The sequence below is a fragment of the Streptomyces sp. NPDC056296 genome (genome assembly GCF_042268605.1).
In the GTDB taxonomy this organism is placed as follows: Bacteria; Actinomycetota; Actinomycetes; order Streptomycetales; family Streptomycetaceae; genus Streptomyces.
Window position 1 is genome coordinate 18108 of record NZ_JBHJRX010000034.1, and the last position, 24097, is coordinate 42204.

At 69.8% G+C, this 24097-nt stretch carries 23 protein-coding genes and 1 pseudogene; 8 read left to right on the forward strand and 16 right to left on the reverse strand.

Going from position 1 to position 24097, the window contains the following annotated elements; translation table 11 throughout:
- The first annotated feature begins 12 nt into the window (after positions 1-12).
- Both ACFCZF_RS24350 and ACFCZF_RS24355 read left to right on the forward strand, forming a co-directional pair.
- On the forward strand, positions 13-501 hold the full coding sequence (locus tag ACFCZF_RS24350) for an SRPBCC domain-containing protein (RefSeq protein ID WP_376673454.1): 489 nt from the start codon (positions 13-15) through the stop codon (positions 499-501).
- The gene (locus tag ACFCZF_RS24355; RefSeq protein WP_375918223.1) at positions 498-833 is read left to right on the forward strand and encodes an ArsR/SmtB family transcription factor; all 336 of its coding nucleotides are present in this window, start codon (positions 498-500) and stop codon (positions 831-833) included. The genes ACFCZF_RS24350 and ACFCZF_RS24355 overlap by 4 nt, the downstream gene beginning before the upstream one ends.
- A 266-nt stretch (positions 834-1099) precedes the next feature.
- Here ACFCZF_RS24355 and ACFCZF_RS24360 read toward each other — a convergent pair whose 3' ends face one another.
- From ACFCZF_RS24360 to ACFCZF_RS24370, 3 genes are all read right to left on the reverse strand, one after another.
- On the reverse strand, positions 1100-1432 hold the full coding sequence (locus ACFCZF_RS24360; protein ID WP_375918225.1) for a putative quinol monooxygenase: 333 nt from the start codon (positions 1430-1432) through the stop codon (positions 1100-1102).
- 131 nt (positions 1433-1563) lie between these two features.
- A complete protein-coding gene (locus tag ACFCZF_RS24365; RefSeq protein ID WP_376673455.1) occupies positions 1564-2355 on the reverse strand; it encodes a VOC family protein in 792 nt (263 codons plus the stop codon).
- 104 nt (positions 2356-2459) lie between these two features.
- Positions 2460-3428: a DUF3500 domain-containing protein gene (locus ACFCZF_RS24370; protein ID WP_376673456.1), complete on the reverse strand. Its 969-nt coding sequence runs from the start codon at positions 3426-3428 to the stop codon at positions 2460-2462.
- A 300-nt stretch (positions 3429-3728) separates the two neighbouring features.
- On the opposite strand from ACFCZF_RS24370, the gene ACFCZF_RS24375 reads away from it, so the two are divergent.
- Positions 3729-6470: a hypothetical protein gene (locus tag ACFCZF_RS24375; protein ID WP_376673457.1), complete on the forward strand. Its 2742-nt coding sequence runs from the start codon at positions 3729-3731 to the stop codon at positions 6468-6470.
- 48 nt (positions 6471-6518) lie between these two features.
- Here ACFCZF_RS24375 and ACFCZF_RS24380 read toward each other — a convergent pair whose 3' ends face one another.
- Positions 6519-7886, reverse strand: coding sequence for an APC family permease (locus ACFCZF_RS24380; protein WP_376673458.1), 1368 nt, complete (start codon positions 7884-7886; stop codon positions 6519-6521).
- A gap of 214 nt (positions 7887-8100) precedes the next feature.
- Positions 8101-8964 carry an endonuclease/exonuclease/phosphatase family protein gene (locus ACFCZF_RS24385; RefSeq protein ID WP_376673510.1) on the reverse strand — a complete coding sequence of 288 codons (864 nt, stop codon included), beginning with the start codon at positions 8962-8964 and terminating at the stop codon, positions 8101-8103.
- Positions 8965-9002: 38 nt separating this feature from the next.
- On the opposite strand from ACFCZF_RS24385, the gene ACFCZF_RS24390 reads away from it, so the two are divergent.
- Positions 9003-9878, forward strand: a complete 876-nt coding sequence (locus tag ACFCZF_RS24390) for an aldo/keto reductase (protein ID WP_376673459.1) — start codon at positions 9003-9005, stop codon at positions 9876-9878.
- A 15-nt stretch (positions 9879-9893) separates the two neighbouring features.
- Here the strand turns inward: ACFCZF_RS24390 and ACFCZF_RS24395 are convergent, their stop codons facing one another.
- The gene (locus ACFCZF_RS24395; RefSeq protein WP_376673511.1) at positions 9894-10481 is read right to left on the reverse strand and encodes a DUF998 domain-containing protein; all 588 of its coding nucleotides are present in this window, start codon (positions 10479-10481) and stop codon (positions 9894-9896) included.
- Between the two features lie 115 nt (positions 10482-10596).
- Positions 10597-11118, reverse strand: coding sequence for a hypothetical protein (locus ACFCZF_RS24400; RefSeq protein ID WP_376673460.1), 522 nt, complete (start codon positions 11116-11118; stop codon positions 10597-10599).
- A 298-nt stretch (positions 11119-11416) separates the two neighbouring features.
- Here ACFCZF_RS24400 and ACFCZF_RS24405 point away from each other — a divergent pair.
- A pseudogene (locus tag ACFCZF_RS24405) lies at positions 11417-11754 on the forward strand (glutaredoxin domain-containing protein); the annotation flags it as partial.
- Between the two features lie 202 nt (positions 11755-11956).
- Complete coding sequence (locus ACFCZF_RS24410; RefSeq protein ID WP_375918240.1) at positions 11957-12979, forward strand: YncE family protein; 1023 nt, start codon at positions 11957-11959, stop codon at positions 12977-12979.
- Positions 12980-13048: 69 nt separating this feature from the next.
- Here the strand turns inward: ACFCZF_RS24410 and aztD are convergent, their stop codons facing one another.
- The 4 genes from aztD to aztB form a co-directional block, all read right to left on the reverse strand.
- The gene (aztD, locus tag ACFCZF_RS24415) at positions 13049-14254 is read right to left on the reverse strand and encodes a zinc metallochaperone AztD (protein ID WP_376673461.1); all 1206 of its coding nucleotides are present in this window, start codon (positions 14252-14254) and stop codon (positions 13049-13051) included.
- Positions 14255-14362: 108 nt separating this feature from the next.
- Positions 14363-15322 (reverse strand): zinc ABC transporter substrate-binding protein AztC, encoded by a 960-nt coding sequence (aztC, locus tag ACFCZF_RS24420; RefSeq protein WP_376673462.1) that lies wholly within the window; start codon positions 15320-15322, stop codon positions 14363-14365.
- On the reverse strand, positions 15319-16569 hold the full coding sequence (locus ACFCZF_RS24425; RefSeq protein ID WP_376673463.1) for a hypothetical protein: 1251 nt from the start codon (positions 16567-16569) through the stop codon (positions 15319-15321). The genes aztC and ACFCZF_RS24425 overlap by 4 nt, the downstream gene beginning before the upstream one ends.
- Before the next feature lie 4 nt (positions 16570-16573).
- Complete coding sequence (gene aztB, locus ACFCZF_RS24430) at positions 16574-17443, reverse strand: zinc ABC transporter permease AztB (RefSeq protein ID WP_376673464.1); 870 nt, start codon at positions 17441-17443, stop codon at positions 16574-16576.
- Positions 17444-17466: 23 nt separating this feature from the next.
- Here aztB and aztA point away from each other — a divergent pair, with 23 nt between their 5' ends.
- Together aztA and rpmF are read left to right on the forward strand one after the other, a co-directional pair.
- Positions 17467-18201, forward strand: coding sequence for a zinc ABC transporter ATP-binding protein AztA (aztA, locus tag ACFCZF_RS24435; protein ID WP_376673465.1), 735 nt, complete (start codon positions 17467-17469; stop codon positions 18199-18201).
- Positions 18202-18382: 181 nt separating this feature from the next.
- Positions 18383-18553 carry a 50S ribosomal protein L32 gene (gene rpmF / locus ACFCZF_RS24440; RefSeq protein WP_055420083.1) on the forward strand — a complete coding sequence of 57 codons (171 nt, stop codon included), beginning with the start codon at positions 18383-18385 and terminating at the stop codon, positions 18551-18553.
- 180 nt (positions 18554-18733) lie between these two features.
- Here rpmF and ACFCZF_RS24445 read toward each other — a convergent pair whose 3' ends face one another.
- The 5 genes from ACFCZF_RS24445 to ACFCZF_RS24465 all read right to left on the reverse strand — a co-directional run bounded on the left by ACFCZF_RS24445 (position 18734) and on the right by ACFCZF_RS24465 (position 24036).
- On the reverse strand, positions 18734-19489 hold the full coding sequence (locus tag ACFCZF_RS24445; RefSeq protein ID WP_375918251.1) for an SDR family NAD(P)-dependent oxidoreductase: 756 nt from the start codon (positions 19487-19489) through the stop codon (positions 18734-18736).
- A 215-nt stretch (positions 19490-19704) separates the two neighbouring features.
- A complete protein-coding gene (locus ACFCZF_RS24450; protein WP_376673466.1) occupies positions 19705-20370 on the reverse strand; it encodes a lactate utilization protein C in 666 nt (221 codons plus the stop codon).
- Positions 20367-21791, reverse strand: coding sequence for a LutB/LldF family L-lactate oxidation iron-sulfur protein (locus tag ACFCZF_RS24455; RefSeq protein ID WP_376673467.1), 1425 nt, complete (start codon positions 21789-21791; stop codon positions 20367-20369). Before ACFCZF_RS24455 ends, ACFCZF_RS24450 begins: the two co-directional genes overlap by 4 nt.
- Positions 21788-22537 (reverse strand): (Fe-S)-binding protein, encoded by a 750-nt coding sequence (locus ACFCZF_RS24460; protein ID WP_376673468.1) that lies wholly within the window; start codon positions 22535-22537, stop codon positions 21788-21790. The genes ACFCZF_RS24455 and ACFCZF_RS24460 overlap by 4 nt, the downstream gene beginning before the upstream one ends.
- Positions 22537-24036 carry a rhamnulokinase family protein gene (locus ACFCZF_RS24465; RefSeq protein WP_376673469.1) on the reverse strand — a complete coding sequence of 500 codons (1500 nt, stop codon included), beginning with the start codon at positions 24034-24036 and terminating at the stop codon, positions 22537-22539. The genes ACFCZF_RS24460 and ACFCZF_RS24465 overlap by 1 nt, the downstream gene beginning before the upstream one ends.
- Between the last annotated feature and the right edge of the window lie 61 nt (positions 24037-24097).

Consider the following 24097-nt stretch of genomic DNA (forward strand, 5'->3'; position numbering starts at 1 on the left):
AGGGAGAAAGCCATGAACAACACCACCCACACCGGCGCGGAGCTCGACCGGATCGACCGGCAGATCGACATCGACGCCCCGGCCGACCGGGTATGGGAGCTGGTCGTACGGCCCGGCTGGTACATCAATGACGGCGCGGTCGAGGCCGAGCCGGACCTGCGCCACGAGGGCGACGTGGCCGTGGTGCGCCATCCTTCGATGGGCGAGTTCCGGTTCCGGACCGTGGAGCTGGACAAGCCGCGCTACGCGGCGTTCCGCTGGATCGGGACCCCGTCCCGGGACGAGTCGAGGCCCTCGACCCTGGTCGAGTTCTGGATCGACGAGCGGGACGGCGGCGGAGTGACCCTGCGTGTGGTCGAGAGCGGGTTCTCCGGTCTCGCCGACGATCCGGCGGCGTGGCTGAAGGAGCGCGAGGGCAACGACAAGGGCTGGCTCACCGAGCTGGCGGCCGCGAAGGCGTTCGTCGAGAAGAACGCGCCGGCCCCGACGGGGCACTCGTGACCGCCCCCGCCCTTCCCGTCGTGTGTGCCGCTCTCGGCGACGCGACGCGCTGGGAGATCCTCACCCGGCTCGGTCAGGGCCCGATGTCGGCGTCCGCGCTGGCCAGGGTCCTGCCGGTGAGTCGGCAGGCGATCGGCAAGCACCTGGAGGTGTTGCGCGAGGTCGGGTTGGTCGAGTCCGAGCAACGTGGGCGCGAGGTCGTCCACATCGCCGTCGGGGCCCGACTCGGCGCGCTGGCCCACGAACTCGACCGGATAGGCCGCTCCTGGGAGACCCGCCTGTCGCGGATCAAGGAACTGGCGGAGCGTCCGCAACCGGACGTCACGGGCTGACGGGCGCGAACGCGACTACGGCGATGGGACAAGAGCGTGTCCGAGCATGGCGGCAGCGCGTAGGACCGCGCGCCGCCTTCAAAGGGCGCCGACAGCTCATCGCCTACTGCTTCGTGTGGCACCACGGCCACGACGCGGCCGGGCAGTGCGAGGGCTGCACGTGGGGCACCAGCCAGGTACAGGAGTTGTCGTGCCTTCACTCAATGCACCTCGTGTGCTACCTGCGGGACGGCGACCGCGTCTTCCGGCGAAGGCGCGAGAACGTCTCAGTCGTCTCCCGGGACCGCCATCTCCCCGAGCAGGGACCAGTCCTCCTGCGGGACCGTGACGTTGACGATCCGGGGCGTTTCCACCAGGTGGGGCGGCAACGTCCTCCGGGCTTCGGCGAAGTGGCCGGAACCGACGTGCGCGGCACCGGCCTCGTCGTCGCGGAACGCTTCGAGCAGCACGTACTCGGTCGGGTCGTCGACGCCGCGGGACCAGTCGAACCACAGGCACCCCGGTTCGCCGCGGGTCGCCTCGGTGAAGGCGCGGGTGATGTCGGGCCAGTCGTCGGCGTGCTCGGGCCGGACGCGGAACCTGGCGGTGATGAAGATCATGGGTGGGCCTCTCGAACGTTCGGGGAATGGCCGTTCCGACGGTCAGGGGATCGAGATCGCGCGGCCGGACGTGCGTGAGCCACCGCCGGGCCGGCCCAGCGGCCCGGCGAGTGCTTCGGCGAGTGGTTCGGTCACCCTTGGGCCGGGGTCAGCACCACGAAGTCCGCGTTCGACGGATCGACGCATACGGCCAGCCGGCCGACGCCCTCCGCGTCCTCGGGGCCCATCTGCACCCTGCCGCCGTTCCCGGTGACCGCGGCGACCGCGGCGTCGCAGTCGGCGACGGCGAAGACCGGGTGCCAGTACGGTCGGCCGTTCGCCAGGGCGAGATCCTTTTCGCGGACCTCCATGAGGCCGCCGTGCATGCGCTCCTCGGGAAGGCCGGCCGGAGTGATGAGAGAGTACGTGCCCCCGCCGCCCGGCAGCTCCATGTCACCGAACTGCCAGCCGAAGACACCGCCGTAGAACACCTTGGCCGCTGCCGCGTCGCTCGTGTACAGCTCGGTCCAGGACAGCGAGCCGGGCTGGTCCACCAGTTCGACGCCCTTGTTCGTCCCCGGCTGCCATACGGCGAACTGGCCACCCGAAGCGTCGTTGTACTGGGCCATCCGGCCCCAGTCGTCGAGGTCCATCGGCGCCACCCGCACCGTGCCGCCCGCGCTCCGCACGGTCTCGGTCGTGACGTCCGCGTCGGTGACGCAGTAGTAGATCATCCAGGCGGAGCGCGCGCCCTCTTCGGTGAGCTTGCCGAGTCCGGCGACGATCTTGCCGTCCTTGCGGAACACGCCCCCTTCCATGTCCTCTCCCATGGACTCGTAGTCCCAGCCGAACACGGCACTGTAGAAGGCCGCTGAACCACGGACGTCGGGGGTGCCGAGGTCGAGCCAGCAGGGGGAGCCGGGGACGAAGTCGTTGGTGATCACGGCGATTCCCTTTCGCAGGTCCTGTGTGACCTCAGCGTGACACCCCGCGCTGACACACGCCCGTCGTGCTGGTCCGGTCCGGTCCGCCCGGGCTCGGGCTCCCTCTAGCCGTGCTGCTCCGTGTAGTGCGCGCGCAGCAGATCGGCGCCCCAGTCGTGGCGGACATGCCGCCAGACCGAGTGGGCGTGATTGCCGTCGTCCTGGGTGTTGTCGTACTCGATGAGCAGGTCCGGGGCTCGGACGCAGTAATAGTGCCGGTCCCCGGGTGCGCGGCCACCGGCCCAGGCGAACGAGAGGGCGTCCAGTCCACGCGCCACCAGGTCGGACCAGCACTCCTGCGCGTACTCCGCGGGCGCGCGGTCGAGGTAGCGGCGCACCAGGCGCTCAAGGAGGCGCTGCTGGCCGGAGGTCATGTCGCCGTACGGCAGGCCGCCGGGCAACTGGTCCGGACCGACGAACGGGTCGGCGCGGGTCAGGATGTCGTCCGGCGGCGCGGCCGCGAAGACCGCCCTCGCCCGTCGGTCGACGTCCAGGTCCGTGACCAGGTCCCGGGCCAGATCCTCCTCCGGCCCCAGCAGTCGGCGTCCGGCCTGCGGACCGTCCGTGATCCGCGCCGGCTCCGCACCGACGAAGTGCGGTGTCACCCGAATCCCGGCCGCCGTGATCAGTACGTGTACGGCGAGGTGGTGGCCGTTCATCCGCCAGCCCCAAGGAGCGTCACCGTCCGGGTCGCCCAGCAGTCGCACCCAGTAGCGGTCGGCCCCCGTGGCGCCGACCATGGCACGACGGTGCCGCTCCACCTCGATCGCCCCGCGCGCCAGCTCCGCGCCCGGCGCACTGTGCGCCGCGGCCAGCAGCGCATCGACAGCCTCGCGCTGCCGGCCGTCGAGACCCTCGGTGGGCAGACCGGGGCGCGGGCCCGGCAGGTAGGTCCACTCCCGTAGTTCGGGCGCGTCCAGCCTGGCGGGCCCCGCACGCAGCTCGCTCACCTGCTCCGGCTCCAGCACGGACAGCAGCACACGCGCCGCCTCCCGCATCTGCGCGGCCGCCGCCTCCGATCGATGCCCGTCCACCGTTCTCCTCCCCCTCGTCGCCCGGCGCGGCGCGTCCGCGGGGCGATGTAGTCCCTTGTGATACATGGTGCGCCACCCAGCGGCGAGGGGACACCGGATACCGGTCGCCGGGCCCGGGCGCGCACCGTCGCGCGTCCGGGCCCCGCTTACGCGACCGGAGGGCCGCCGTCACACGTGCACCTTGCACGTTCTGGCGCAAATCGCGCATCGGAGGTGACGGACGCGGGTAGCCTGCCAGATATGCCAGAGACGGGGTCTCCTTTCACCGGCGCCACCGAACTGTTGTCCACAATCAGGGAGTTGGCTCAGCGACCCCGGTTCCTGGCCAGGACCTCGGACGACGAAGTCCGAGGCGAACGGCCACTACCGCTGGTCTGTCTCGTGCGCGACCAAGGCCCGGACGATTTCCTCTCCGCGCTCAATGAGCGGCTGGAGGCGTCCGACTACCGGTCCTCGGTACCCCACGCCTATATCGACGCCCGCTCGGTGGACGACTCGGTGACGGACCGCTGGCAAGACGTCCAGGACCGGTCGCTTCCGCTGATTCCGCTGCTCGACGAGTTGAGGACCAAACTCGCCGGCGACCGCTTCGGTCCCGGGCGCCCCTTCCGCTTCGACTACTACCGACTGGCCGACTGGCTGACCGGACAGCGGCTGTCGCCCACGCCGGGACGCCACGAGCAACAACTCGCCGACCTGCTGCGCCATTGGAGTGGCCGGGCGCACCGGTCGGATCCCGGCGCTCTCACCACCTCCACCGCCGCCGCCCCCTCAGCCTTCAGCCTCATCGGGTCCACCCTGTATGTACTCGTGGAGGCCGGCCGCCGTCTGGGGCTGCGCTGGCTGGGGCGGCGCAGCCCCGGCCTGGGGCGGGAGGCACGCTGGTTCATGCGGCGACAGCCGTTCATGGTGCCCCGCCACTCGACCAGCTTCCGCGGCTTCGCCGAGCGGCTCACGGAACGCGGTCGGGAAGCGGAGAACCTCGAGCAGATCAAGAAGCTGCTGGTGCATGCGTTCCTGGAGGATCTGCGCCGGGCGTACCGTCGTCGACGCTGGGTCGTCTTTCCCAAGCGCTCGGGGTGGCGCCGTACGACCTACACGACCGTCCTGCTCGACAATCTCACCGATGGCAATGGCGGCTGGGACCTGCTGCGGCTCATCAGCGAGGTCCGCAACGAGACCGGAGAACTCGACCCCCTCCTCGTCATCGCGGCGACCGACGAACGCCCGGCCGCGCTCGAGGCGGGGGACGCCGGCGTTCTCCGCAGTGCCCAGGACGCCCCTGACGCGCTGAGGGCGTGGCTGGACAACCTGCCCAGCAAACGGCAACGCCTGGTGGAGAACGCCCGTTACCTGTGGCTCGCGCTGCCGCCCGCGCAGGTGGACCAGCCCGACCGTCGGGAAGTCGGGGTGAGGTCAGGGGACTTCCGTCCGCCCTCGCCTCCCGTGCTGTCCCGACGGGGCGTCGGCGAAACCCTGCTGGCGCTCGCCATGGTCCTGGTGCTGCTTCCAGTGACCCGGAACGTCATCGACTCGTGGGCCGCCGAGTGCGTGTACTTCCGCGCCGGCTTCCACGACGGCGTATCGGTCAAGACCGTCGAGGTCGGCCCGGACGACCGCCAGTGCATCGGCTACAGCGACGACGCCGTACAGGTCTTCGGTACCAACAAGCGTCTGCGCTGGGCCCAGCAGGCGATCTTCGCGCAGAACGAGACGGCGAAGAAGCTGCATCGCCAGCAGCCCGGCCGCCCCTATCTCAGCATCGTCCACTTCGTGGGGCTGACCCACCGCGAGGCCGCGCCCGACACCGATCACGCCGCTGCGGAGGAACTCGAGGGGCTCCTCCTGCGCCAGCGGGCACAGAACGTCAAGTCCAAGACGCAGCCGCTCCTGCGCGTCCTCGTGGCGAACGGTGGAGACGGTATGCGCAAGGCGCCCGAGGTGGCGCGCGACATGCTCCGACCGCTGTTCGACGAGGATCCTTCGGTGGTTGCCGTGGTCGGGCTGGACCGCACGGTCGAGGAGACCGAACAGGCGATCACCGAGATCGGCCTCGCCGGTGTTCCGGCCATCGGTACCACTCTGACCGGTTCGGGGCTCGGCGAAAGATCGCCGCTGTACTTCCAGATGGTCCCGGACAACACGGTGCAGGCTCGGCTGATCGCCGGCTACGCGCAGCTGCTTGAGGCGCAGAAGGTCACTCTCCACCATCCTGACCGAACGGACAGTTACATCGACACTCTGGTCAAGGCCGCCGACACCGAGCTGGGCGAACGGAACGTGCCTGTGGCAGAGGTGACATGGGACGAGTCAGCCGGTGAGGTGGCCTCGCTGTGTGCGGACGGCGTCGACCGGAGCGATGAGATCGTCTACTACATAGGACGCGAGGACGACTTCGGGGACTTCATCCGGTCCGTGACCAACGGCTGCACCAGTCAGCGGAAGTTGCCCCTCATCGTCGCCGCCGACGCGGTCTCCCGGTTCGTCGCGCAGGGGGAGAATCGTAAGCAGAGTGCGCTGGCGAACCGGTCGATGTCGTACGTCGGGATGGGCAGCCTCGTGACGCTGGCGGGTGCGTCGTGCTCGCAGGAGGGACGTCCCGCGCCCCTGATGGGAGCCGGGACGCCCTTGGACGCGTTCTGCGCGGGCTACGGAAAGCTGCGCACGGAACTCGGGAAGGCGCTGCCCGAGAAGGAGTCACCGCAGACGCCGTGGCCGGCAGAACGGACCGGCACGGCGTACGACGTGGCGGGACTGCTCGTCGAAGCCACTTCCACGCTGCACCAGCAGTTGGACACGGAGACGAAGGGTGTGGCGCCGCACCGGGCAGGGATCGCCCAGGAGCTGCGGGAGAACACGTACCAGGGTGCGACCGGGAAGATCGACTTTCGAGCCTCACGCATCGGCAACGAGCGCAACCTCGCGATCCTGCGGATCGCCAACATCCACGACATGGGCTCCGCACCCACCTGCCTGTACATGAAGGGCGACCTGTTCGACGCGCAGCAGTCGCGCGCCCCGGACACCGGTTGCCCCAAGTAGCGATCCTCTTGCACTCCGGGTGACTGCGCAGGACGTTGATGCTGCGGCTCACGTCTCGCCGCGTGCCTTCATCACCGTCCTGTTCAGCACCCACAGCCCGATGCCGATGACCAGCAGCACGCCCGCCCGGATGTAGACGTGCGCGGGCCGGTCGGACAAAGGGCTGGCCAGAATCAGGGAGGTGACCGCGCCCAGCACCGGCAGAGCGGTCGGCGTACGGAAGTGCTTGTGCTCGACGCGGTCGCGGCGCAGGACCAGTACGGCGATGTTGACGACGGCGAACACGCACAGGAGCAGAAAGGCCGTGGTGTCGCCGAGGCCCGCGATCTGCCCGGTGGAGACCAGTCCGATGGCGAGTACGGAGACGAAGACGATCCCGACGACTGGAGTACGGCGCCGGGGAAGGACGCGGCCCAGGGCGCGCGGCAGGATGCGTTCGTTCGCCATGCCGTAGCAGAGCCGGGAGGCCATCATGATGTTGATCAGTGCCGAGTTCGTGACCGCGAACAGGGCGATCAGCGCGAACAGCTTCGGCGGGAAGTCCAGCCCGCCCGCCTTGACGACCTCCAGCAGCGGGCCGCTGGAGCCCTCCAGCACGCGGTAGTCGACGAGCAGCGAGGAGACCAGGGCGACCAGGACGTAGACGGTCCCGGTGACGGCGACGCCGATGAAGATGGCGCGCGGAAACGTACGCACCGGATCCTGGGTCTCCTCCGCCATGTTGACGGAGTCCTCGAAGCCCACGAAGGCGAAGAAGCCGAGGGCCGTCGCGCCCAGCACGCTGGTGATCAGCGCGTAGCCGGTGCCCCCGGCCTGGAACTCGCCGAGTCGGGAGGGGTCACCGTCACCGGTGAGGACCGCCCAGGCACCGACGGCGAGGATGACGAACAGGCCGGTCAGTTCGACCAGGGTGAGAACCACATTGGTCTTCACCGACTCGGACACGCCGCGCAGATTGAGGGCCGCGAGGGCGAGGATGAACAGGATCGCGATGAGAGTGGGCGGGAAGAAGTCCGTGAACTCGGCGAGGTAGTCGCCGCTGAAGGCGCGCGCTGCCGCGCTCGCCGAGGACAGGCCCGAACACATGACCATAAAGGCGACGATGAAGGTCAGGAACGGTACCTGGAACGCCTTCTGGGTGTACAGCGCGGCCCCGGCCGCCTTCGGATACTTGCCGACGAGCTCGACGTAGGAGGCCGCTGTCAGGATCGCCACGACGAACCCGATGACGAACGGCAGCCACAGCGCCCCGCCGACCTTGCCCGCGACCTGACCGGTGGTCGCGTAGATGCCGGTACCGAGGATGTCGCCGATCACGAAAAGGATCAGCAGTTTGGGACCGATGGCCCGCCGCAGGGGAGTGTCGTCGCCCGCTCCCTCCGGCGAAGCAGTGGCGTCTCTTCCGCCTGTCGTCACGGAGGCCCCCCTGAGGTGTCTGGTACTGGACAACGTCTCCCCTGCCCGGAGGGCCGGTGGATCATGCCCGGGCATACTGCAATCGGAAGCACGCCGACGGAACTGACGCCCGAGGACTTGCCCGAGGACTTTCTGAATGCCGAAGATCGACACGGTCGACTGCGGACAGTTCCCGCGATCCACGCCGTGCGGCGGTTGAGTACGTGGAGGCTCTTCAGGCCGGGTCGACGTCGGTGTGCAGCAGGTGGTGGTCCGAGTACGGAGTGGGTTCCACGCGGTGTCCGAGCGGGATGAGGCCTCGCAGGAAGACGTAGTCGAACTTGCTGTGCCAGTCGGTGGTCGGCTTGCAGGAGCCGGCGGGCGAGGGATGACACTGGGCGTCGGTGTCCGCGGCCAGGGCCCACATCCGGGCGAGCTCGGGAGCGTCCGGCACGGCGTTGAAGTCACCGAGAACGACCGCGCGGTCGTGCCGAGCGACCTCGGCGGCGAGTACGGCGGCCTGGTCTGCTCGGACTGCTTCCTGACGCCGCTGGGCGAGGTGCGTGTTGAAGACCCGGACGGGCTCGCCGCCCACCAGGGTGGTGACCGCCATGTACCCACGGTCCTCGGATCCACCGTCGGGGTATTCCACGTGGACACGGTCCGTCATCGGGGCCGCCGAGAGGATCGCCTGACCGAAGCCTCCCGGGCTCCACGGCACTCCCCCGCAGCGGCCCCGGTGTTGCAGAACCATCCCGTACTCGACGTGGTAGACCAGCCCGTAAAGACTCTCCAGATAGTCCCGGATCCTGTCGACGTCACGCACGCACGCTTCCTGCAGGCCGATGACCTGGGGCGCGTACGTCGCGATCTCCGCTGCCCGGTCGACGTTGCTTTCCTCGCAGGGGTTGCAGATGTTCCACGTCATGACCCGGTTCGGTACGACATCTCCGACGGCATCGACGGGCAGTGACCTCACGAAGAGGGCGCCGCTCGGTGCACTGGGGCCGACGAGCAGCATGCAGACCACGGTCATGGCGCCTGCGAGCAACCACGTGCCCCTTCCGAGCACCTTCGCCTCCTGAATGTCGATCCACATGGCATCCGACGTCTCCACGCACAAGGTGGTCAACTGCGATGCTAGCTTTGCCGCCTGAGCCAGGGGGGCGGCACGTGACATCGACTGCGTTTCGTATCGGCGGGGAACTGAAGGTCCGGCGACTCGGGTTCGGGGCCATGCACTTGCCGACGGAGCCGGGCCCAGCCCGCGAGAACTCTCTCGCGGTGGCCCGAAGGGCCGTTGAGCTGGGCGTCACTCTGATCGACACCGCGTATCTGTATGGCGGGGGAGCCAACGAGGAACTGCTGGTCGAGGCCCTGCACCCTTACCCGGATGGCCTGCTGATCACCACCAAGGTCGGCGTTGCCCGATCGGACCCTTCAGGCGAGTGGAAGCTCGACGGGCGGCCGGCTGTTCTGCGCGATCAGGTCGAGCAGGCGTTGCGCCGGCTGCGCGTCGAGCGGATCGAGCTGCTCCAGCTGCACCGGATCGATCCGGAGACGCCGCTCGCCGATCAGCTCGGCACGCTGCGGGACCTGCGAGCCGAGGGCAAGATCGGCCGGATCGGGCTGTCCGAGGTCACCGCGGACGAACTTGACCAGGCACGGCAGATGGTCGATGTCGCGAGCGTACAGAACCGCTACAACGTGCTCGACCGCGAGCACGAGCCGGTACTCGCCGCCTGTGAGTCCGCGGGGATCGCATTCCTGCCGTGGCGACCTGTCGCCTGGGGAGATTCCGGAGCGAGGTCCGAGATCGCCGCAGTGGCGGACGAACTCGGTGCCACTCCCACGCAGATCGCGCTCGCATGGCTCCTCGGCCACTCGCCCGTCATCCTCCCGATCCCGGGCACCGCCCGGGTGAACCACCTGGAGGAGAACCTCGCCGCGGAACGTATCCACCTGAGATCTGACCACCGCGATCGCCTCGACCGGCTGTCCGAACTGGCATGAGATCAGGCTCGCGAGCTATCCAGGACCGGCAGGCCGCTCGGCCGGTACCTCGGAGTGGTGAGGGCAGGAGGCGGCGACCACGAAGGGCCACACCGACTGGACAAACGTCACGACGCGTTCCGCGACGCCGGCGTTGCCGTGTCGGTGCATCTCGATCAGGAACCATGCTCCACCGGCGGACATCAGGACGGTCACCACGATCGAGGGCGCAAGCCGCAGAGCCCAGGGAGCGGTTGCGCCGCCCTTGGCGGCCAGTACCGGCCACACAGCCAGGAGCGTGAAGCCGACTGCCACCACGGTGCCGTGACGCAGTGAACCCCCGCTGGTCGGTGCGGGAAGCAGTGTTACCGCCAGCGCCGCGAGACCGCCGCCGCCCAACGCCACGCGTCCGGCGGTGGCAGCTGTCCGTAGCCCCCAAGCGGTCAGCAGGTGACAGGCGCCCAAAGCCAGGAACGCCGCCGTCATCACCCAGAATCCGGAAGCTCCGTAGGCCCCCAGGGCGCTGATCGTTTCAGTGACGGGGTCATAGGCAGGCCCTTCGAACAGTGCCGCGCCCGTCCAGCCTCCGATCAGCAGGACGGGCGCACATCCTGACGAGAGCAGGACCTAACTGGGGACAAGTCGCATCAGATAACCATAAAACAACACAGAGACGAACCGCGGTTCCCATCAGAGTCAGGTGGATGTTGAAGTCGGACACCTCACGGCAGACGCGCGCTCAAGCGTGACAGAGCACCGCGGGGGCGGTCGGGGCGGAATCGCGCGCCACGGTCGCGTGGACGGGACGGGCGGTGGGGACGGTGGCCGCGACCTGCGAGCACTTCCGTGCGAAGACGACCAGGCGCAGCACCGCGAACCGCGCGACACCGGCGAGTGCGGCGGCGGACAGGTAGACGACCTGCTCGAGCACCGCACCGGGTGCCGCCACCAGCCGATGCAGGGCAAGTATCGCTGCGCAGGTCACCGCGTACGCGGCCGCCGCGGACCCGGCCGACTGCGCATGCTGGCGCCAGGTCGCGTGCCCGCCCGCGCCGAAGGTGAAGCGGGCATGCAGCTCGGTCGCGAGAAGGGTGGAGCCCGCGGTGATCAGTGCGTTGGCCAGCATCCAGGGAATCCAGGAGGCGAGGACCGCCACGGCGAAGCTGGAGGCGAGCCCCACTCCGCCGCCGCAGAGCACGAAGCGGGCGAAGGACGTGAAGGCACCGGGCGCCGCCGGCTGCCGACTCTGTGCTGTCTCCATGATCCGCCCCCTGCTGGCTCAGTCGACGAAACGCGCACTTCCCGATCCGTGCGACCGTCGCCTCGTCGTTTCCAACGCCAGAAACGCTACGTTGCGTTCATGTTATGGGCAACCAAATATTTGCGTGAGAACGAGATAACCGCAGACAGCGTCCTTCAAATCGTTGCAATGCCTCGAACTTAACGCAACGAACTTTACTGTCGTTCGTTGCAATGACAGAGTCACCGGGCTTCCGCCCCCGTCGGCCCGGACGACGTCACCGCACAGTCCTTCCGTCATGATGCGCGCGTGGGTGCAACTTCTGCTGATGTTCGTCCTGCTCGCAGGCCCGCATCGCCGTTGGCATGCCCCCGGTCGATCGGAGCGGTGGAGGCACGACGCCGGAGCGCGGTCGACGGCCGGCCGATCGTCTACTGGCGCGCGGGCTGCAAGTACTGCCTGCGCCTGCGGTTCCGGTTGGGCCGCAGCGCCCGTCGGCTGCATTGGGTCGACGTCTGGCGTGACCCGGCTGGGGCATCGGCGGTACGAACCGTCAACAACGGCGACGAGACCGTGCCGACCGTCATGGTGGCGGGCCGGCCGCACGTCAACCCCGACCCCGAATGGCTGCGCGGCCAGCTCCCTCCGACGGCGTGATGAGAAGCAGCCCACCGGGGCCCTCGGTGATGCGTAGCACCAGACCGGCCGAACGCCCGCGCCCTTTCCCCCGGTTGCCGTCCCGTGCGAGGCGGTTGACCAGATCCGTCGGCGGACATCAGGCTCGTGCCCGGACGCGAGGAGTTGCGGTCCCTCGCCCAGGACGATGACGGACGTCGACAGATCGAGGTGAGGGACTGTGGTGACGCGTCGCACGGTGATGATGGCGGCCGGTGCCGGAACGTTGGGGTCCGGGCTGGCGACGTCGGCCTCCGGTGCTCCGCGGGCAGCCGGGACGGACGTGTTGGTGGTGGTGGAGAAGAGCGGCCACGCGGTCGGCTTCTACGACGCGACGTCGGGGCGGCGTCTGCACAGGGTGGGGCTGCCCGACTATCCGCACGAGATGGTCGTCGACGCGCACCGGCGGTTCGCCTATGTCGGGCACTACGGAGTGCGTATGTCCTCGACCGTCGGCGAGGGCGGCGCCGCTGTCTTCGTCATCGACCTCGTCGAGCGGTCTCTGGCCCGGACCATCGACACCCGGCCCTTCAACCGCATCCACGGCATGGGCATCGACGACCGCGACCGGCTCTACGCCCTGAGTGAGGAGAAGGCGGTGCTGCTCGGTTTCGACGCACCGTCCACCGACCAGGCACCGACCAGGGCGGTTCCCGCGCACGGCGTGAAGACCCACCTGTTCACCTTGAGCCGGGACGGCGAACGAGCCTACGTCACGGGGTTGTTGTCGCACACGGTGAGCCTCGTGCGTCCCCACGACGCCTCCGTCCCACCGCTCGTGGTGACTCCCGGCCAACTGCCCGAGAGTGGCTGCCTGAGTCGGGACGAGAAGACCCTGTTCGTCGGGGCCCGTAAGAGTTCTTCCCTGGTAGCCGTGGACGCGCGCACCATGAAGGTGCTGCGCAGCCGGAAGGTGAGCGGAGACCCACTGCGGGTGTACACCGTCGACGAGGACCGGCTACTGGTGACGGACATCGTCGCCAACACCCTCACCGTCTACAGCACGGCGCTGCGCCCGATCCGCTCGCTGCGCCTCGACGGAACCCCGGCCGCCGTGTCCTTCCACCCCGACCGGCCCCTGGCCTACGTGTCCCAGCTGGGCACCCACCGCATCGCCGTGGTCGACCTCGAACGGCTCACCGTCGTCGGAGACTTCGGCACCGGGCTGGAACCCGACTCCTCGGCACTGCTGCCGGCGGCCGCGTGAAGGACTGAGCCCGCCGTCGGCCTGCCCGCCCAGGCACGTGCCTCGTGTTGTGCCTGGATGGGCCTGACGTCAGTGGCCGACGGCAACACCGGAGAGTTCGTTCGTACCCTTCGGCAGCGTCACCGACGTGACCTTCTCGCCGGACTCGATGTCGACGGCGTGCAGCTTCCGCTTGCCCGGTTCGGAGACGTACGCGGTGTGGTCGCGGACGAAGAGGGTGGGCCGGGCCTGCTGCCAGTCCAGCGGCTCCTGCCACTTGTCCACTACGGGGATCTTCTTCTCGACCTTGCCCGTCTCCGGGTCGATGACGTGAAGCGTTCCGTTGGTGCCGAGGACGAGTGCCTCGCCGTGGGGCCCCCGGCCGAGCGAGCGGAACGAGTAGCTGGTGCCCAGGTCGACCAGGCGCAGCTTCGCGGACTCGGTGTCGATGAGGGAGATACGGGTCGGTCGCTCCAGTTCGGCGTCCGGGTCGGTCTTGTAGTCGCCCAGGATGACCGGCGACGCGTCGCTGCCGGCCTGGTTGCCGATGCGGCCGTACTCGTCGGGGGCGTCGACCTTGGTGAACTTGCCGTCCTTGTAGATCAGGACGCCGTCCTCGCAGCCGACGGCGACGGCTTCGCCCTGGGCGGCGGCTTCGCCGTGGACGCCGGGGCAGTTCTCGTTGCGCCTGATCTCCTTGTTGTTCTTGTCCAGGACCAGTGCGCCGGTGCGCTTCTCCTCGGTCCCGAGGGTGCTGAGGAGTTGGCCGTTGCTCAGTTCGATCGCGACGCCGTGGTGCGGTTCGGCGGAGGTGTAGGCACGGCCTTCGGGCTTCGTGCCGTTGCCCAGGTCGGCGGGATCGAAGACGTTGACCTCACCGGTGCCGTCGGTGAACAGGACCGTCCTGCCGGCGTGCCGTACGACGTGCCCGGGCTTGGCGCCCTCGTAGGTGATGTCGGTGAGGGTCTGCTCGGCGGCGTTGAGGACCCGGAAGCCGGCGTCGGTCGAGACGATGACGTGGGAGTCGTCGCCTGCCGGGTTGACCCGGTTGAATCCGGGCAGCTCGATCGTCTTGGCCGGCTTCAGACTCTCGCCGTCCAGGATGTACAGGCCGCCGGCGAAAGTGGCGACCAGCGGGTTCTTGACCGCCGTGGCGGACTTGGCACTCGGCGAGTCCTTCGGCGTCTTCGCGTCGGAGGAGGCATCGTCCCCTCCCCCGCACGCGGTCAGAACCGTGGAGACGGCGAGGGCGAGGGCGGTTCCGGTGAGGGCTCTGTTGCGTATCGTCTTGCTCACTGTGGGTGTTCCTTTCCGGCCGCACGGGGCGGCGTCGGTGTGTCTGTCGGTGGCGGCCGGTCGTGTCGGCATGGTGGTGCGGTTCAGTCGCCGGCGCGGGTGTGCGGTTCAGTCGCCGGCGAGGCCGTCGGTCATCGCGGTGGTGTTGGCGCGCATCATCTGCAGGTAGGTGCCGGCGCCCTTGCCCTTCTCGGTCAGCGACTCGGAGTAGAGCTCCACGACGCGCACCCCGCCGCCCAGTTCCGTGCGCAGGACCTCTGCCAGTCGCTTGGTCTGGGAGGAGTCGGCGAACACCGTCCGGACCCCGGCCTCACGCATGGCTTCGGTGAGCGAGCGCAGGTCGGAGGAGCTGGGCGAGGCCAAGGTGGTGCCGCTGGGGATCACCGCGCCGATCACCCGGAAGCCGAAGCGTTTCGCGAGGTAGCCGAAGACGTGGTGGTTGGTGACCAACGCCCGCTTCTTTTCGGGTATGCGGTCGAAGGACTCCTCCATCCAGGTGGTGAGGTCGGCCAGCTGCTCGTCGTAGCGGGCGGCGTTGTCCCGGACCGCCTTCTCGTCCACGCCGTCCACGTGCTCGACGACCTGCTCGGCGATCAGGGCCGCGGCCTTGCGTACGCGGTCCGGGTCGGTCCAGAAGTGCGGGTCGGGCTGGCCTGCCTCCTCCTCGGGGCCCCCGTCGGCGTGAAGCCGGAAGGTGAGGGGGTCCACCGCCTTGCCGACCTCGAAGGCGGCCACACCGGACTCGCGGGCGGCGTCCACGTGCCGCAGCACGTTCTCCTCCAGGCCCAGTCCGTTGTGGACGACGAGGTCGGCGCGCTCCAGTTCGGCGGCCTGCACGGCCGACAGCCCGAAGGAGTGCGGGTCGGCGTTCGGTTTCATCAGCACGACGGTCTCGGCTTCGTCGCCGACGATCTCCTGGGTGATGTCACCGAGGATGTTGGTCGTCACCACGACCCTGGGCCGGTCGTCGATGCTGGTACAGGCGGTGGCCGTGGCGGCGAAGACCAGGGTGACCAGGGTCAGCAGCAGGCGGCGCAGCCGCAGAACGGTTCGCTTCGGTGTCGTCATCGTCCGGTCTCCACCATCAGGACCGGCTTCATGTCGAGGTCGAGGGTGCGAGCGACGCGCAGGTTGTCGTTGTAGTCGATCTCATGGACGCGGCTGCCCGCGGGGTCGTTGAGGTAGGCCCGGCTGCGGTCGACCTCGATGGCAGGGCCTGTGATGTCGTCGGCGCGGACATCGGGGACGTCGGTCAGCAGGCGCTTGGTCCGGGAGACCTGCCTGCCGGTGGTGATGTCGTAGCCGTGCAGGGCTCCGTCGTCCTGGAGGACGAGCAGCGGTGAGCCCTCCCCCGCGGTGTTGACGGAGACGACGGGGCCGGTCCTCACCCGTGTCCAGGTGCGCTCGGTGACGTCCAGCACCCACACCGCGCGGTCCCCGGCCGGCGCGGTGAGGGTGTCGCTCCCCGCGCGGTGGCTGAAGTGCGACGCCCGTTCCTCTGCGGGGACATCGGCACCGTACGGAATCCTTTCGGCCGCGAAGCCGCCGTCGTCCTCACGGATCAGCAGTGCTCCGTCCGCGCAGCCGAACACCACCCCACGCCGGGTGACGGCGTCGCCCCGGGGGGCCTCGCACTCCGCGTCCGGCGAGGCGACGCGCTTGCCCTCGCGGTCGAGCACCACGACCTTCGTGGAGCCGTCCTCGTCTTCCATGACGGTGAGGAGGTGCTCCGCATACGGCACGACAGCGCTCGCGGGTTCCCCGGGCAGCCGACGGGGGCTGCCCGCCTCGCCCTTCTCCAGTTCGGCCCGGCGGTAGACCGCGGCCCGGCCGTCCTCGCCGGTCACGGCGGTCACGGCGGCGTCGCTGCGGATGCGCGCACCGGTACCCGCGGGCAGGCGGCCGGCGTCGCGTATCGCGGCGCGGTAGTAGTGCACGTGGTCGCCGTGATCCACCATCCAGGCGCCTCCGTCGAGGACACGCGTACCGCTTTCGGTGTGGAGGTAACCGAACCGGCCGTCCGTGGTGAGGTCCGAGGTCCCGCTGGTCGGGGACACGTCGTGGACCTTGCCGGTGATCAGGTCGAGTACGCGGGTGTCGCCGGTCTCCGGGTCGTTGAGCAGCAGCCGGGACTGCTGCTCGACCGCCTCCTGCGCTCCCTCGACGTAGCCGTGGGCGGTGGTGGAGGCCGGGGAACTCTCCTTGTCGGCGGACGCGTTGTCGTCCTGCCCGGCACAGCTCGTGGCCAGCAGCGCGAGGGACACGAACAAGGTCGTCCCCCAGGAAGTGACGTTCTTTCGGACGAACAAGGACATCGCCTCAGGTCTTTCTCAGTCGGTTTGTCGCCGGGCGGAGTCCGGCCGGGCGTGCGCGGCGGCGGTCGCGGATGCCGGATGCCAGGTGGGAGAGGAAGAACAGGCCTACGGCGAGGGTCGAGACCGTCGCGCCGGCCGCGGTGCTCAGGTGCCAGGACAGCAGCAGGCCACCGAACGTGGCGGACATGCCGAGCAGCGCCGCGAGCACCATGACGCCCCGCACACTGCGCGCCCACGGCAGCGCGGCCGCAGGCGGAGCGATGAGAAGGCCCAGGACCAGCAGCGTCCCCACGATGTGGAACGAGGCGACGATGGCCAGTGCCAGCAGTCCCAGCAGCACGGCGTGTGCCAGGCGTGGACGCAGACCGAGCGTCTGGGCCTTGCGCGGGTCGAACGCCAGGGCGAGGAAGGCCCGGTGGCCGAGGACCGAGACGCCCAGCGCCAGCAGCAGGGCCCCTCCCAGCAGCGCCAGGTCCTGCTCTCGGACGGCGAGGACGTCACCGAAGAGGAACCCGGTCAGGTCCACCGCGAACGACTGCGACCGGGACACGATGATGACGCCGAGCGACAGCATGCCCACGAACAGCAGACCGATCCCGGTGTCCTCGGACAGCCTGGGTCTGCGGCCCAGGGCGGTGACACCGGCCGTCATGACGGCCGCGCTCACCAACGCCCCCACCAGCAGGTTCCCTCCCACAAGCGCGGAGAGCGCGACGCCGGGCAGCAGGCCGTGCGACATGGCGTCACCGAGGAAGGCCATGCCCCTCAGCACCACCCAGGTCCCCGCCATGGCACAGATCGCCGACACCAGAACTCCGCCCCACAGGGCCCGTTGCACGAAGGTCACCTCGAAGGGGCCTGTCAACCACTCCATGCGAGCACACTACAATGACAATCATGTTCAACAAACCCGGCCCCTCGCTCCCCGCCGCCGAGGAAGAGACGCTTCGCATCCGGTTCACGGAGCTGTCCGCGGGCTACACCGGCCACCCCGTGCTCCATCAACTCAGTGGTTCGATAGGCCGATTGACCACCACCGCGCTCGTCGGCCCGAACGGCAGCGGCAAGTCCACCCTGCTCGGCGTACTGGCCGGCGTGATCCAGCCCACAGCCGGCGAGCTCCACCACACCGGCGGCCGGCCACCGGCGTTCGTGCCTCAGCGCGGTGCCGTCGGCGACGCACTGCCGCTGACGGTCCGGCAGACCGTGGAGATGGGGCGCTGGGGCGAACGCGGCCCGTGGCGCCGGCTCACCCGGCAGGACCGAGCCGCGGTGGACTCGGCCCTGGACCGCCTGGGCATCGCCGATCTCGCCGCACGCCAACTCGGGGAGCTGTCCGGTGGACAGAGGCAGCGCGCCCTGATCGCCCAGGGGCTCGCCCAGGAGTCGGACCTGCTGCTCCTGGACGAGCCGACCACGGCACTCGACCCCGAGGCCAGGGAGCGCATAGCGACGCTGTTGACCGAGCTGGCGGACGACGGCGTGACCGTCGTCCACGCCACGCACGACCTCGACGCCGCCCGCTCGGCCGACGCCTGCCTCCTGCTGCGCGAGGGCCGACTGGTGGGTCAGGGGCAGCCCGAGCGCCTCCTCACCCCCTCGACCCTCGCCCGGATCTGGCAACCGGCCTGAGGCGCCGCCGACCGCGACCGGCGTCCGCCCGATCCGCACGATCCGCCTGATCCGCCTGATCCGCCTGATCCGCGAACACGGTTATGGCACATGACAACCATTGTCGTATGCTGCTCGTCCCACCCCTCCCGTCGGCGGCGCCCATCGCGCCGCACGACGTCCTGACCGAGAGGAACACCTCATGGCCGTGCCCAAGCGCAAGATGTCCCGCAGCAACACCCGCCACCGCCGCGCCCAGTGGAAGGCGAGCACGCCGAACCTGGTGCCGGTCACGGTCGACGGTGTGACCTACCGCGTGCCGCAGCACCTCGTGCCCGCCTACCGGCGCGGCCTCATGCGTCCGGAGGGCTGACCCCGTCGACGCCACCCTCGCTCCCTACGAGGACGACGAGCGCACCGTGAGCGCTCTGCTGATCGACCAGGTGGAGTTCGCCGACATACTCGTACTGACTCCGACGCTCCCCACGCACAGGAACCGGTGTTCATCGGTGTGGGCCTACGAAAGTCGAGTCTGCGCGCCGTCCTCGCCGGGTCAGCGGAGTTTGACCGAGCCGCCGTCGGCCATGACGGTCTGTCCGGTCATGTACCGCGCGTCGTCACCGGCCAGGAAGGCGACGATGGGAGCGACGTCCCGGTCGGGGTCGCCGAACCTGCCGAGGGGCACCATGGCAGCGGACTGGGCGTACTGCTCGGGACGGGCCTCGGCCCACTGGGCCACGCCGGCGGTCAGGGCCATGGGGCAGATCACGTTGACTCGGATGTTGTGCGGGGCCCACTCGTTGGCGGCCACACGGCTCAGACCGCGGATGGCCTCCTTCGCCGCCGCGTAGGAGGCCTGGTTCGGCTGGCCGTTCAGTCCGGCGCCGGAGCCGAAGTTGATGACGGAGGCGTTGCCGGTCTTCTTCAGTTCCGGCAGGGCCGCGAGCATGAAGTTGCGGGTGGCGTACAGACCGGTGTTCATCGCGAGGTCCCAGTCGTCGTCCGTCTGCTCCTCGAACGGCTTCTGCCGCGACACACTCGCGTTGTTCACCAGCACGTCGAGGGAGCCGAAGCGCTCGACGGCGGTGGCCACGGCCGTGTCGGCGACCGACCGGTCGGACACGTCGCCCTTCAGGAAGACCACGGCGTCACCCAGCTCACGGCTCAGCGCCTGACCGGCCTCCTCCTGGAGGTCGACGACCACGACCCGGGCTCCGCGCTCGACGAAGACCTTCGTGATGGCACCGCCGATGCCCGAGGCCCCTCCGGTGACGATGGCCGACTTTCCCTGCAGGCTGAGGGAGTTCATGGGGTGTCCCTTCCGTGAGCGCCCCAGGGCGCGGACTGCTCCGCGACTCAGGACCGGCTCGTGTCGGTCACGGGACCACCCGCGGTCGGCCCGGGCACCGCGCGTAGACGATGCCGACGCCGACCCTGATGATCACCGAGACCCGACCCAGTATGCATTGTGCACTTAATGTGCATCGTACACCTTGCCGCCGATCGGTGAGTCGTTCGGGCTGGTCATCGGCCCCGGCGACCGCGAGGTCGGTCCACCACCAGGACGACCTCCAGGGTCCGAGGTCCATGGACGCCTTCCACCCGGTCGAGTTCGATGTCGCTCGTCGCGGACGGGCCTGAGATCCACGTGGTCGGGCGGGTGGGGTCGAGGCGCGGCAGGGCCTGCGGAAGGGAGGCGACCACCTGCCCGGGTACGTCGACGACGCAGATGTGCAGGTCGGGGATGAGAGTGAGGGCACGCCGGCCCTGCCCCGGACCGGCGTCGAGTACGACGGTGCCGGTCTCCGCGACGGCGAGGGCGCAGCCGGTGACCACGGCGTCGGCGGAGTCGAGCTCGGCGGGGGTCAGGGGGACCTCGTCGAGTCGTTGCCGGGCGTCCGAGTCGGCGAGCCAGGCGCCGGGGAGGCCGGGCGGCACGACGACGGTGGCTGCGTCATGGTCGGCGAGGATCCTTGCGATGAGTGCCGGGAGGTCCTGCCGGGTGCTGCGGTGCACGCCCGCCCGGTAGTCGGCGAGGTTCTCGTGCAGGAGGTCGAGCACCGTGGCGGGGTCGTCGGGTGTGTGGCTCACGAGGTAGTCGCGCGTGACCTCGGGGGCCTCGGGCGCCTCGGCGAGGGCCCTGCGCACCCTGCCCAGGACACGGTCTCGGGAGGAGGACGGAGACGTCATGCGTGGTTCTTCTTCCACCAGTCACGGAAGGGTTCGGCGGGCATGTCCGGCAGGTCGCGGCTGTTGGTCCACTCGCGCGCCCCGGGTCCGGGAAGCCGTTTGGGATGCAGCTTCCGTGTCCTGGAGGCGAGTCGTGCACCGGCGTTGAGGGCGGCCGGGTGGTCGAGCAGCCAGGTCGCCGTCCGCATCGCGGCCCCCTCCAGGCGGTGCCCTTTGCCGCCCTGGTCGGCGACCTTCTCCCGCAGGTGGACCAGGACTTCGGGGATGTCGATGGCCACCGGGCACACCTCGTAGCAGGCACCGCACAGGGACGACGCGTACGGCAGTGACGCGTCGAGTTCCGTGGCGGTGCCCCGCAGCTGGGGCGTGAGTATGGCGCCGATGGGGCCGGGATAGGCGGAGCCGTAGGCGTGGCCGCCGGCCCGCTCGTAGACCGGGCAGACGTTCAGGCACGCCGAGCAGCGGATACAGCGCAGCGCTTGGCGGCCGACCTCGTCGGCGAGGGTGTCGCTGCGGCCGTTGTCCAGCAGGACCAGGTGGAAGGTGCGGGGGCCGTCGCCGTCGGTCGTGCCCGTCCACATCGTGGTGTAGGGGTTCATCCGCTCGGCGGTGGACGAGCGGGGCAGGAGCTGGAGGAAGACCTCGAGGTCGCGCCAGGTGGGGATCACCTTCTCGATGCCGACGACGGAGATCAGGGTCTCGGGCAGGGTCAGGCACATGCGGCCGTTGCCCTCGGACTCCACGACCACGAGCGTGCCGGTCTCGGCGACCATGAAGTTGGCGCCGGAGATGCCGACCTTGGCACGCAGGAACTTCTCCCGCAGGTGGAGGCGGGCCGCCTCGGCCAGTTCGGCGGGCGTGTCGGTCAGGCCCTCGGGTGCCGGGCGGCCCCACTCGCCCATCTCGGAGCGGAAGATGTCCCGGATCTCGCCGCGGTTGCGGTGGATCGCCGGTACCAGGATGTGCGAGGGCCGGTCCTTGCCCAACTGCACGATCAGCTCGGCGAGATCGGTCTCGTAGGCGCGGATGCCCTCCGCCTCCAGCGCCTCGTTGAGACCGATCTCCTGCGTCGCCATCGACTTGACCTTGACGACCTCGGACTCCCCGGTCGCCTTCACCAGGTCCGCCACGATCCGGTTGGCCTCCTCGGCGTCGGCGGCCCAGTGCACCGTCCCGCCGGCCGCCGTGACCGCCTCCTCCACCCGCACCAGGTAGGTGTCGAGATGACGCAGCGTGTGGTCCTTGATCTGCTTCCCGGCCTCGCGCAGCGCCGCCCAGTCGTCCAGCTCCGCGACCGCGCGGGCCCGCTTGTCGCGGATCGTGTGCGTCGCGTGCCGCAGGTTGCCGCGCAGTGTCGTGTCCCGTACGGCGTCCCGTGCCGCCTCGGGGAAGGACGGCATTCCCATGAAGGTCCCACTCATCGCAGCGGCTCCTCTTCCGTGCTCGCGAGAATCTCCGCGAGGTGCAGTGCCCGCTGCGGTGCGTTTCGGCGGCGCAGCATGCCGCCGATGTGCATGAGGCACGAGTTGTCGGCGCCGCACAGCACGTCCGCGTCCGTGGCCAGGGCGTTGCGGATCTTGTCGTCGCCCATCGCCTCTGAGACGTCGGCGTTCTTCACGGCGAAGGTGCCGCCGAAGCCGCAGCACTCCTCGGCGCCCGGCAGCTCGACGAGTTCCAGTCCCTTGACCGCTTCCAGCAGCCGGCGGGGCCGGTCGCCCAGGCCGAGCGTGCGCAGCCCGTGGCACGAGGGGTGGTAGGTGACCGTGTGGGGGAAGTAGGCGCCCAAGTCCGTCACTTCGAGCACGTCGACGAGGAACTCGGTCAGCTCGTAGACGTGCGGAACGAGGGACGCGGCGGCGTCGGCCAGGTCCCGGCCCTCGGCCACCGCCTTGGCACCGATCCGGGGGTAGTTGTCGCGGACCATGGCGACGCAGGAACCGGAGGGGGTGACGACGTGGTCGTAGCCCTCGAAGGCGCGGGCCATGCGGCGCACCAGTGGTTCGGTCGCGCGCCGGTAGCCGGTGTTGTACTGGGGCTGGCCGCAGCAGGTCTGGGCGGCGGGGAAGTCCACGTCGACCCCGAGGCGTTCGAGCACCTTGACGGTGGCGATCGCCGTGGACGGGTAGAGGGCGTCGTTGACGCAGGTGGCGACGAGGGCTACGCGCATCAGGGCTCCGTTCGGGCAGGGGTGAGCCTGGCGGCTGCCGCGTCCCAGTCCGCGCCGTGGCCGCGTGGGGTGTAGCGCCTGAGGTGCTGGGTCGAGGCGACGAGTCGGCGCATCGACGCCAGGTCGGCCACCAGCCCTGCGGCTCGGGCCTGGACGAGGATGTTGCCGAGGGCGGTGGCTTCGGTGGGCCCGGCGATGACGGGCAGTCCGGTGGCGTCGGCGGTGAGTTGGCAGAGCAGGTCGTTGCGGGAGCCGCCGCCGACGAGGTGGATGTGGGTGACGGCGCGGCCGGCGAGTTCGGCCGCCTGCCGCAGGGTGCGGCGGTGGGCCAGCGCCAGGCTCTCCAGGATGCAGCGGACGAGGGCACCCCGGCTGCCGGGGACCGGCTGGTCCGTGCGGCGGCAGTACTCGCGGATCCGTTCCGGCATGTCGCCCGGGGCGAGGAACCCGGGGTCGTCCGGGTCGATGATCGCGCCGAAGGCCTTGGACCGGGCGGCCTCGGCGAGGAGTACCGGGATGTGTGTGGGCAGGCCCTGCGCTTCCCAGGTCCGGCGGCACTCTTCGAGCAGCCACATGCCCATGACGTTGCGGAGGTAGCGGACGGTGCCGTCCACGCCCAGTTCGTTGGTGAAGTTCGCGGCCCGGGACGCCTCGGTCAGCACCGGCGCGTCCAGTTCGAGGCCGGCCAGGGACCAGGTGCCGCACGAGATGTAGGCGAAGTGCGGTTCGGTGGCCGGGACGGCGGCGACCGCGGAGGCGGTGTCGTGCGAGGCGACGGTGACGACCGGGGTGCTCGCGTCCAGACCGGTGTGCGCGGCGACGTGCGGCAGGAGGGTTCCGGCCGGGTCGCCGGGGCGGCGCAGGGGCGGCAGCAGAGCCGGGTCGATGGAGAGCCGGTCGAGGAGTTCCCCGGACCAGGTGCCCGTGCGGGCGTCGAAGAGGCCCGTGGTGGAGGCGTTGGTCGCCTCCACCCCGATGGTTCCGGTCAGCCAGTGGACCAGCAGGTCCGGGATCAGCAGCAGGGTGCGGGCAGCGTCCAGCTGGCTGCTGCCCGCCGCCGAGGCGAGCTGGAAGACGGTGTTGAACGGCAGGTGCTGAAGCCCGGTGATCCGGTACAGCTCCTCGGGTCCGACGTGTGGCCGGACCCGCTGGGCGGCGTCGTCGGTGCGGCTGTCCCGGTAGTGGTACGGGGCGCCGAGGAGTACGCCGTCGGCGTCGAGGAGCCCGTAGTCCACCGCCCATGTGTCCACGCCGATGGAGACGACCGAACCGGCCCGGGCGGCCTCACGCAGTCCGTCGACCGTTCCCTGGAAGAGCGCGAGCAGGTTCCAGTGCAGTCCGCCGGGCAGGCGTACGGGAGTGTTGGGGAACCGGTGGGCCTCGGTCAGGTCGAGGTTGTCCGGCCCTACCCGGCCGAGGATCACCCGTCCGCTGGTGGCCCCGAGGTCGACCGCGGCGAACGCGGAGGGGAAGGCCGAGGAGGCCGGGGTGGTGGTCACGTGGTGTTACCTCCGCTGTGCGCGGCGAGGAGTGGGGTCCCTGATGCCGCCGCGGGCGTCG

Bases quoted from the DNA above. Each gene is read 5' to 3' on its own strand.
- rpmF (WP_055420083.1), top strand. From the start codon at position 18,383: ATGGCCGTGCCCAAGCGCAAGATGTCCCGCAGCAACACCCGCCACCGC.
- aztA (WP_376673465.1), top strand. From the start codon at position 17,467: ATGTTCAACAAACCCGGCCCCTCGCTCCCCGCCGCCGAGGAAGAGACG.
- ACFCZF_RS24350 (WP_376673454.1), top strand. From the start codon at position 13: ATGAACAACACCACCCACACCGGCGCGGAGCTCGACCGGATCGACCGG.
- ACFCZF_RS24400 (WP_376673460.1), bottom strand. From the start codon at position 11,118: ATGGAGACAGCACAGAGTCGGCAGCCGGCGGCGCCCGGTGCCTTCACG.
- ACFCZF_RS24445 (WP_375918251.1), bottom strand. From the start codon at position 19,489: ATGAACTCCCTCAGCCTGCAGGGAAAGTCGGCCATCGTCACCGGAGGG.
- ACFCZF_RS24450 (WP_376673466.1), bottom strand. From the start codon at position 20,370: ATGACGTCTCCGTCCTCCTCCCGAGACCGTGTCCTGGGCAGGGTGCGC.
- ACFCZF_RS24425 (WP_376673463.1), bottom strand. From the start codon at position 16,569: ATGTCCTTGTTCGTCCGAAAGAACGTCACTTCCTGGGGGACGACCTTG.
- aztB (WP_376673464.1), bottom strand. From the start codon at position 17,443: ATGGAGTGGTTGACAGGCCCCTTCGAGGTGACCTTCGTGCAACGGGCC.
- aztC (WP_376673462.1), bottom strand. From the start codon at position 15,322: ATGACGACACCGAAGCGAACCGTTCTGCGGCTGCGCCGCCTGCTGCTG.
- ACFCZF_RS24455 (WP_376673467.1), bottom strand. From the start codon at position 21,791: ATGAGTGGGACCTTCATGGGAATGCCGTCCTTCCCCGAGGCGGCACGG.
- ACFCZF_RS24390 (WP_376673459.1), top strand. From the start codon at position 9,003: ATGCTAGCTTTGCCGCCTGAGCCAGGGGGGCGGCACGTGACATCGACT.
- ACFCZF_RS24360 (WP_375918225.1), bottom strand. From the start codon at position 1,432: ATGATCTTCATCACCGCCAGGTTCCGCGTCCGGCCCGAGCACGCCGAC.
- ACFCZF_RS24385 (WP_376673510.1), bottom strand. From the start codon at position 8,964: ATGTGGATCGACATTCAGGAGGCGAAGGTGCTCGGAAGGGGCACGTGG.
- ACFCZF_RS24460 (WP_376673468.1), bottom strand. From the start codon at position 22,537: ATGCGCGTAGCCCTCGTCGCCACCTGCGTCAACGACGCCCTCTACCCG.